7 protein-coding genes are annotated in these 7,624 nt (G+C 59.8%); 3 read left to right on the forward strand and 4 right to left on the reverse strand.

What is annotated here, in order from left to right; translation table 11 throughout:
- Window positions 1–54 precede the first annotated feature (54 nt).
- The gene (locus tag ACRESD_RS15995) at window positions 55–918 is read right to left on the reverse strand and encodes a universal stress protein (RefSeq protein ID WP_431751812.1); all 864 of its coding nucleotides are present in this window, start codon (window positions 916–918) and stop codon (window positions 55–57) included.
- Window positions 919–1,069: 151 nt separating this feature from the next.
- Between ACRESD_RS15995 and ACRESD_RS16000 the strand changes: the two genes are divergently transcribed.
- A complete protein-coding gene (locus ACRESD_RS16000; RefSeq protein ID WP_431751813.1) occupies window positions 1,070–1,672 on the forward strand; it encodes a tRNA-(ms[2]io[6]A)-hydroxylase in 603 nt (200 codons plus the stop codon).
- Here the strand turns inward: ACRESD_RS16000 and ACRESD_RS16005 are convergent.
- Window positions 1,628–2,827: an MFS transporter gene (locus ACRESD_RS16005; RefSeq protein WP_431751814.1), complete on the reverse strand. Its 1,200-nt coding sequence runs from the start codon at window positions 2,825–2,827 to the stop codon at window positions 1,628–1,630. The genes ACRESD_RS16000 and ACRESD_RS16005 overlap by 45 nt on opposite strands.
- Before the next feature lie 157 nt (window positions 2,828–2,984).
- Between ACRESD_RS16005 and ACRESD_RS16010 the strand changes: the two genes are divergently transcribed.
- The gene (locus ACRESD_RS16010) at window positions 2,985–3,692 is read left to right on the forward strand and encodes a winged helix-turn-helix domain-containing protein (protein ID WP_431751815.1); all 708 of its coding nucleotides are present in this window, start codon (window positions 2,985–2,987) and stop codon (window positions 3,690–3,692) included.
- Complete coding sequence (locus ACRESD_RS16015) at window positions 3,693–4,970, forward strand: ATP-binding protein (RefSeq protein WP_431751816.1); 1,278 nt, start codon at window positions 3,693–3,695, stop codon at window positions 4,968–4,970.
- Window positions 4,971–5,234: 264 nt separating this feature from the next.
- Here ACRESD_RS16015 and ACRESD_RS16020 read toward each other — a convergent pair whose 3' ends face one another.
- Both ACRESD_RS16020 and ACRESD_RS16025 read right to left on the reverse strand, forming a co-directional pair.
- Complete coding sequence (locus ACRESD_RS16020) at window positions 5,235–6,026, reverse strand: MipA/OmpV family protein (protein ID WP_431751817.1); 792 nt, start codon at window positions 6,024–6,026, stop codon at window positions 5,235–5,237.
- An 18-nt stretch (window positions 6,027–6,044) separates the two neighbouring features.
- A partial coding sequence (locus ACRESD_RS16025; RefSeq protein WP_431751818.1) for a serine hydrolase domain-containing protein occupies window positions 6,045–7,624 on the reverse strand: 1,580 nt, incomplete at its 5' end.

Consider the following 7,624-nt stretch of genomic DNA (forward strand, 5'->3'; position numbering starts at 1 on the left):
TGACACACCGCATTCGCGAGCAAGCCCGCTCCCACATTTTGATCGGCGCCGTTCTCAGGGCTTGCTCGCCAGCTCTTCCAAGTGATCCATCAACTCCTGAGGCTTGAGCACCAGCACATCGCTCTCCACGGCATCCAGTATCACCTCTGCCGTGTTGCCGATCAGCGCCCCGGAGATCCCGGTGCGCGCTACGGTGCCGATGATGGTGACCGCCGCCTGCAAAGTGTGCGCAGCATGGGGAATCAAGACATCCGCCGGGCCTTCTTCGATATGCAGGTGGGTATCGTCGATATCGAATTCGGCCTGGAACGCCTTGCATTGCTCGCGATAGCGCGCCTCGATGGTTTCCTTGAGTTGAAACACAGGGTCGCCCGCCGACAGCATGGGCGACGGATGGGCGCTGATGACGTGCAATTGAGCCTTGGCCACCCGGGCAATGTCGAAACCGTGGTCGACAATGGTGTTGTGCAATGCCTGGTGCTCACTGTCGTTATTGCCTACATCAATCGCCGCCAGTACCACCTTGCCGGCCCAAGGTGTGGCGGTTTTCACCAACAGCACGGGAGTAGGGCAGTAGCGCAGCAGCTTCCAGTCAGCCGGCGTCAGTAGGGCCTTTTTCAGCGGACTGTCGGGGAAATGCTGCTTGACCACCAGCCCACAGCCTTCGGCTTGCTGCACGTCGATGATGGTTTCATGCAGGCTGTCGTTCCAGGCCTGCTCGGTGGTCACGCCGTAGCCATCCTCCTGCAAACCCGCCTTGAGCAGGCTCAGCAGTGCCGAGTGCTCGTGTTTCTTGTCGCAGACCAACAAGTGCAGGTGCGCGCCGGTCACCCCGGCGATCAGCTTGGCGCGCTTGAGGGCCAGGCTTTCCGAGTGTTCAGGCTCAATGACCACCAGGATGCTGCGGATGGCTTGCATGGTCGGATTCTCCAGTAGAAGGCGGCGTGGAGTAACTATAGTTGCTGTCAGACAGACGTCATGTTGATGCACATCAAGGCCGGTGGCTGGTGGTCTGTGGCGTGGTCGGTATAATCGGCGCCCTTTTCTGATCCTTTTGCCCGTGAGCCCGATGAACCTGCCCGAAATCCACGAATTCCTCGGCTGCCGCACCCCTGACGCCTGGGTCCAGGCCGCATTGGCCGATCAGGAAACCTTGCTGATCGACCACAAGAACTGCGAATTCAAAGCCGCCAGCACGGCCCTGAGCCTGATCGCCAAGTACCACGGTCATGTGGACCTGATCAATATGATGTCGCGCCTGGCCCGTGAAGAGCTGGTGCACCATGAGCAAGTCATGCGCCTGATGAAAAAGCGCAAAGTCGAACTGCGCCAACTGCACGCTGGCCGCTACGCCTCGGCGTTGCGCAAAGTGGTGCGCAGCCATGAACCGGTCAAACTGGTGGATACCCTCGTGGTCGGCGCCTTTATCGAAGCGCGCAGTTGCGAGCGTTTCGAAGCGCTGGTGCCGCATTTGGACGAAGAACTTGGCAAGTTCTACTTCGGTTTGCTGAAAAGCGAAGCGCGGCATTTTCAGGGTTACTTGAAACTGGCGTATCAATACGGCGACGCCAAGGACATCGCCCACGTGATCGAACGCGTACGGGCGGCCGAACAGGAATTGATCGAGTCACCCGACGTCGAGTTCCGCTTTCACAGTGGCGTGCCAGCCTGAGGCAACCGCCACGCCGATCAGCGCGGTGATGCCTGCCAGCAGCAGGATCACCGTTTGCGTGCCCAAAGGCGCCGCCAGCAGCGCAACCGCGAGGCCCGCCAAGGGTTGGGCCAGGTTGTTGAACAGTGTGATCACGCCCACCGTCTTGCCGAAATCCTGCACCGGAATCACCCGCTGACGGGTGCTGCGCAGGTACACATTGAACATCTTGTCGAAGCCGGTAACCAGCAGGAACCCCGAGGCGTACAGCCCTACACTGGGGCTGACGGCCATGATCAGCGCACCGACGCCGATCATCGAATACGACAGCCCGCCCAGAACCTTCAACGGCAGGTGGGTTCGTGCCAGGTAAAACAGAATCCCGATGGTCACTAACGCTCCCAGCGTTTGCAGTAACGCATAAGCATCCTTGCCGGCGGCAAACTGGCCGGTGACCAACGCCGCAGAGGTGGCTAGCGTCACGCCGATGATGAGGTTCACGCCCACGGCCAGGGTGATGATCCGTTTTAACTCCACTCGATCCCGGATATGTCCCAAGGCGATGCGCAACGGCCGCAGCCAGATATCGGGATGTTGCTCGAAGGTTTGCAGGCTCACTGCGCTGGTGCGTTGCCAGAACCGCATGGCCAGGTCGGCCAGCAAAAACAGCCCGGCAACCCCCAGCGCGACCCAATGCCAGGCCCAGATTTCCAACAGCAGCGCCGCGACGAGCGGACCGAGTACCAGGCCGCTCTGATCGGCGATTTGTGAGTAGGAGAGGGTCTTGGTATAGGTGTAATGCTTGAAAATATGCGGCATCAGCACTTCCCGCGCCATGATGCCTTGGGTGGTCAACACCCCGCAGAGTGCCGACAGCAGGACAATCCAGTAAAGGCCGTCAAACACGGCATACAGTGCTACCGTTGCGGCGCAGGCCAGCGCCCGGTAGACCTGGCTGATATGCAGGATACGCACCGGAGAGAATTTATCGCAGACTGCGCCGCATACTGGAAAGGCCAGGTAGCGTGGCAATGACTCGACAAAAAATGCCAAACCCGCCCAGGCCACGCTCTGGGTGGTCTGAAACACGATCAAGGGCACGATAAACAACAGAATCTGGTCTGCCAGTCGCGACAGGAACAGCGAAACGAAGAACGCCAGGTAATCCTTGCGCATACAACTCCCTGTGGATGGCGTTAAAGATTGCAGGCTATTTGTTAAAAACTCTTAAAAGCATGAAGCTTCGTCGGGCAGTGATGGCCAGCTGCTTCTGTCGGCCAGCTTGCCACCTATAATGGCTGCACTTCAATCGGCATAGCCACACTGAGAATTTATGGAAAACCTGGGTCTGGGCAAAGTCCTGCTCGTTGAGGACGATGAAAAGCTGGCAGGGCTGATTGCGCACTTTCTGTCGCAGCATGGTTTCGAGGTGCGGGTGGTGCACAGGGGCGATAAAGCCCTGGCGGCGTTCCTGGACTTCAAGCCGAAGATTGTCGTGCTCGACCTGATGCTGCCGGGCCAGAGCGGGCTGCATGTGTGTCGTGAGATTCGCAACGTGTCTGACACGCCCATCGTGATCCTCACCGCCAAGGAAGATGACCTGGACCATATTCTCGGGCTGGAGTCCGGCGCTGATGACTATGTGATCAAGCCGATCAAACCGCCGGTGCTGCTCGCACGCCTGCGTGCGTTGCAACGCCGGCAAGTGCCTGAGCCCACTGTACGCGGCTCGTTGGAATTCGGTCGCTTGTCGATTGACCGCAGTTGCCGGGTGGTCAGCCTGGGCGGTGAAAAAATCGACCTCACCACCATGGAGTTTGAATTGCTGTGGCTGCTGGCCAGCAGCTCGGGGAAGATCCTCTCCCGCGATGACATCCTCAACCGCATGCGCGGCATAGCCTTCGATGGCCTTAACCGCAGCGTCGACGTCTACATCAGCAAACTGCGCAGTAAGCTCAACGACAACCCCAGGGAACCGGTGTGCATCAAGACCATCTGGGGCAAGGGCTACCTGTTCAACCCGTTCGCGTGGGAGGTTTAGATGCTGCGGCTGTTTCTGCGCCTGTATGTGATCCTTGCGCTTGGTTTGGCAGGGGCGATCTGGCTGGTCAACTACACCTTCGACGAGTTATTGCCTGAGGCCAACGAGGTCTATAACCGCGAAGCCTTGCGTGGCCCGGCTTATGGGCTGGTGGAACAACTGCGTCCGTTGCAAGGGCCGGCACGCGAGGCGCGCCTGGATGAATTGCAGCCGCATTACGGGTTGCGCCTGAAGCTGGTCCAGCACGATGCGTTGGAGTTGAACGAGCGTGAACAGCAACTGCTCGCTGCTGGCCAACTGGTAGTGCGTGGTGACTTCATGGAGTTCATCACCAGCATCGACGGCGGCCCGCAACTGCTGCAAATCAAGCTGCCGGAAGAACCCAAGTGGTTGTACCTGTGGGCCTATGGTTTTCTCGGCGTCAGTCTGGCCCTGGTCCTGTATTTCTGGGTGCGTCCGCACTGGCGTGACCTGGAACATATCCGCTTGGCCGCCCAACGCTTCGGCGATAATGACCTCGCCTCGCGCATCTTGCTGCCGCGCCGTTCCACTGTGCGTGAACTGGCCGGGCACTTCAACCAGATGGCCGAACGCATCGAAAGCCTGATCGCCAACCAGCGCGAACTGACCAACGCGGTGTCCCACGAACTGCGCACGCCCATTGCGCGCTTATCGTTCGAACTCGACCAGCTCAAGCAACAGGCCGACCCACGCCAGAGCCGTGAGTTGATCAACGACATGTATGCCGACCTGGGCGAGCTGGAGGAAATGGTTTCCGAATTGCTCACCTACGCCAGCCTGGAGCGTGGCGCCACGCAGGTCACCCGGGAAAGTATCGAGGCCCACAGCTGGCTCGACAGCGTAATTGGCAGCGTGGCCCTGGAGGCTGAAGCGGCGGGTGTGCAACTGTCGTTGCGTACCTGTGAAGTGGACTTTATCCAGATCGAGCCGCGCTTCATGGCACGGGCGGTGATCAACCTGCTGCGCAATGCCATTCGTTATGCGGACCGCCGCGTGGAAGTCTCGCTGGTCAAGTTCGGTACGGGTTACGAAGTGCGGGTCAACGACGATGGTCCCGGCGTGCCGTTGGAGGGGCGGGCGAAGATCTTCGAACCCTTCATGCGCCTGGATGCCAGCCGCGACCGCCGCACCGGCGGCTTCGGCCTGGGCCTGGCGTTGGTGCGGCGGGTCAGCCAATGGCATGGCGGGCAAGTAGAAGTGCTGGATTCGGAGTGGGGCGGGGCGTCGTTTCGGATGACGTGGGCGTATGCCGAATAGCAATTTCGCACATGATGAAGATCAAGTGTGGGAGGGGGCCAGCCAATTAAGAAAGGCAGCAGCAAACAAACTCTTGTAGTGAGCGGGCTTGTCCCGCGCTGGGTGGCGAAGCCACCCCAACAAGGGCGCTGCGGTTTTCAGAAATACCGAGGTGCCTGGATTTGGGGCTGCTTCGCAGCCCAGCGCGGGACAAGCCCGCTCACTACAAATACGGCGTTCGAGACCAAGACTTACCCCATCCCACATTTTGATTGGGTCAGCTGATCAGAAGGTGTATTCCACCATCCCCATCACCGACGCCTGCAAACGTCTCTCGACAATCGGGCTCTTGCCCGCTTCATCCGCCAGATACTGCACATCCAGCAAGGTCGAGAACTTGGTGTGCTCACTGATTGGCAAGCTCCACGACAGGTTCATACCGTTGCTGATATTGCCCGCACCGGCTTTGTATTCCTTGAAGCGGCTTTGCGCGGCCTGGTCGGTGGTTACGCCGTACCAGGTCTGCAGGTAATTACGGTCACCAAAGTGACTGCTGACGCTCGCGTCGATGGAGCCATAGTTGCCCTTATAGAGATTGGTGCCCAGGCTCAGTTCCAGGTGGGTGAACGCCTTGCCGTTGTCTTTGTGGTCATCGTCCTTGAGTGCATGCTCCAAGGTTGCACCGACAATGACACCGCCGAGGTTATAGCTGGCCTTGATACCCACCTGTGCGCGAGCTTTGATCTCGCCCATGCCCTTGAGGCGTTTTGAGCCTGCGTGCAGGCTTTCATTTTTATCCTTGCGTGAGCCACTGGCGCCCACATAAGTGCTGAAAGTCAGGGCGTTGTCTTTGTAACCCCAGCCCAGCCCGGTGTCCGTATCGAGGAAGATCCCCCAGGGGCTGACGATCTTGCCACCCAGCACCGGTCCGGTCATGCGTTCGTCACTGCCGCTATAACGGGGCATGTTGCTCACGCCGGCCTTGAGGCTGTATTTCCAGTCTTCGGCAATCGCGCTGTCGGCGGCGGCGAGCAGGCACACCGAGGTGAAGGACAGGCAAAGGTTTTTTGAGCGCATTGGGGCGTTCTTCCATGGTTAGAAACTAAGAGGGTTGTGAGGTGATTGGGTGCGTTTGAAGGAGTAACCCGACGCGCTGAGGCCGTTGACCTGGCGACTGACGGTGTCGCCCAGACCGTAACCATTGCCGGCCAGCACCGCATGGGCGTTGTCGACGGGCAGCAGGATGTAGTCGGTCAGCGGCTCGTCGTGCAGTTGGCCGCGGATCACCAGGAAACCTTCTTCCAGGCGCACGCTGATACCGCTCAGCGGCGCGTCGGGTTCATGAGTGTTGAGTACTTGATAGGTGCCAATGGTGTCGGCCCAGGCCAGGGGCAGCGGTGGCGGGTCAATGCGCTCGCCGATGGCAATGCGCTGGCCGTGGCTGCGGGCAGTGAGCATCTGGCGGCCTTGCACCGTTACCACGTCAAGCTGCACGCGGCCCAGTTCGCCAAGGTCCTTGAGCCAGAAACCGAGGACTTTTTTCTGCGCGCGCAGCCAGCCGTGGTCGTCGCGGACCAATTCAAAGTCAAAGCCGGCCAGTTCGCCGGCCAAGCGATTATTCTCGTCCTTGATGCGGAACACGCCCCAGGCCGTTGCATAAAAACCGGCCAAGCGCTTACGGTCCACGGCGGCCGGTACTTGACGCAGCTTCAACCCATGATTGGGTGATTGGCAGTTGTCGGCGCACACCTGGGAGCCGGTTTGCGCCTGGAGCATCAAACGCAGGGCGTCGGTGGACAACGACACCACCATCTCTTCGGCATTGCTATCGTTGGCCATGATGATCACCGCCAGTTGCTGGTCGGGCAGTACGGTCAACTGGGCCGCAAAATCGTCGCCGCCTCCACTGTGCTGATAGGTCCGAATGCCGGGGCCGACCGGTTCATCACCGCAGGGCGCCAGGAACCAGCCCAGGCCCATCTGGCAATCGAAGTCCAGGGCGTTGCCAGTGTTTTGCTGGGTGAACATCGCATCGATGGAAGCGCTGCCCAGTACCTGTTTGTCTTTGTAAGTGCCGTGGGCGAACAGCATCTGCACGTAGTGGCTGAGGTCTTTCGGGCTGGCCCAGAGCCCACCGGCCGCCAGGTCACGCACCTGTGCATCAGTGCTGCCCCGACCGTCTTCGTAGCCCATGGCGCGATAGCCCAATTGTGTGCCGGTGCCGACGAAGCTTGACTGGTCCATGGCCAAAGGTTTGAGCAGGCTGCTCTGTAATTGGGCTTCGAAACTTTTACCGCTGCTGCGTTCGATGGCCGCGCCAACCAGGGCATAGCCCAGATTGGAATAGGCCACCTGGGAGCCGGGCGGACTGCTCAGCCAGACACCCGATACACGCATCGGCATCTGGCTCATGGCGTAGGTGCTACGCAGGTCGCGCAGGTGCTCGCTGGGCAGGCCGGATTGGTGGCTCAGTAGGCGGCGCAAGGTGATATCGCGGTCGGCCGCGGCTTGGTCGCTGTGAAAACGCGAACGAACATAAAATTCGCGCAAGGTTTGCTGGATCGGCGCATCCAGTTCAAGGCGTTGTTGCTCGGCCAATTGCAACGCCGCTGTAGCGGTCAGCAGTTTGGAAATGCCCCCGGCTCGAAACGCGGTGTTGGGCGTCACCGGCACAC

It is taken from the genome of Pseudomonas sp., from assembly GCF_050739995.1.
Taxonomy (GTDB): Bacteria; Pseudomonadota; Gammaproteobacteria; order Pseudomonadales; family Pseudomonadaceae; genus Aquipseudomonas.

Bases quoted from the DNA above. Each gene is read 5' to 3' on its own strand.
- ACRESD_RS16000 (WP_431751813.1), top strand. From the start codon at position 1,070: ATGAACCTGCCCGAAATCCACGAATTCCTCGGCTGCCGCACCCCTGAC.
- ACRESD_RS15995 (WP_431751812.1), bottom strand. From the start codon at position 918: ATGCAAGCCATCCGCAGCATCCTGGTGGTCATTGAGCCTGAACACTCG.
- ACRESD_RS16010 (WP_431751815.1), top strand. From the start codon at position 2,985: ATGGAAAACCTGGGTCTGGGCAAAGTCCTGCTCGTTGAGGACGATGAA.
- ACRESD_RS16020 (WP_431751817.1), bottom strand. From the start codon at position 6,026: ATGCGCTCAAAAAACCTTTGCCTGTCCTTCACCTCGGTGTGCCTGCTC.
- ACRESD_RS16015 (WP_431751816.1), top strand. From the start codon at position 3,693: ATGCTGCGGCTGTTTCTGCGCCTGTATGTGATCCTTGCGCTTGGTTTG.
- ACRESD_RS16005 (WP_431751814.1), bottom strand. From the start codon at position 2,827: ATGCGCAAGGATTACCTGGCGTTCTTCGTTTCGCTGTTCCTGTCGCGA.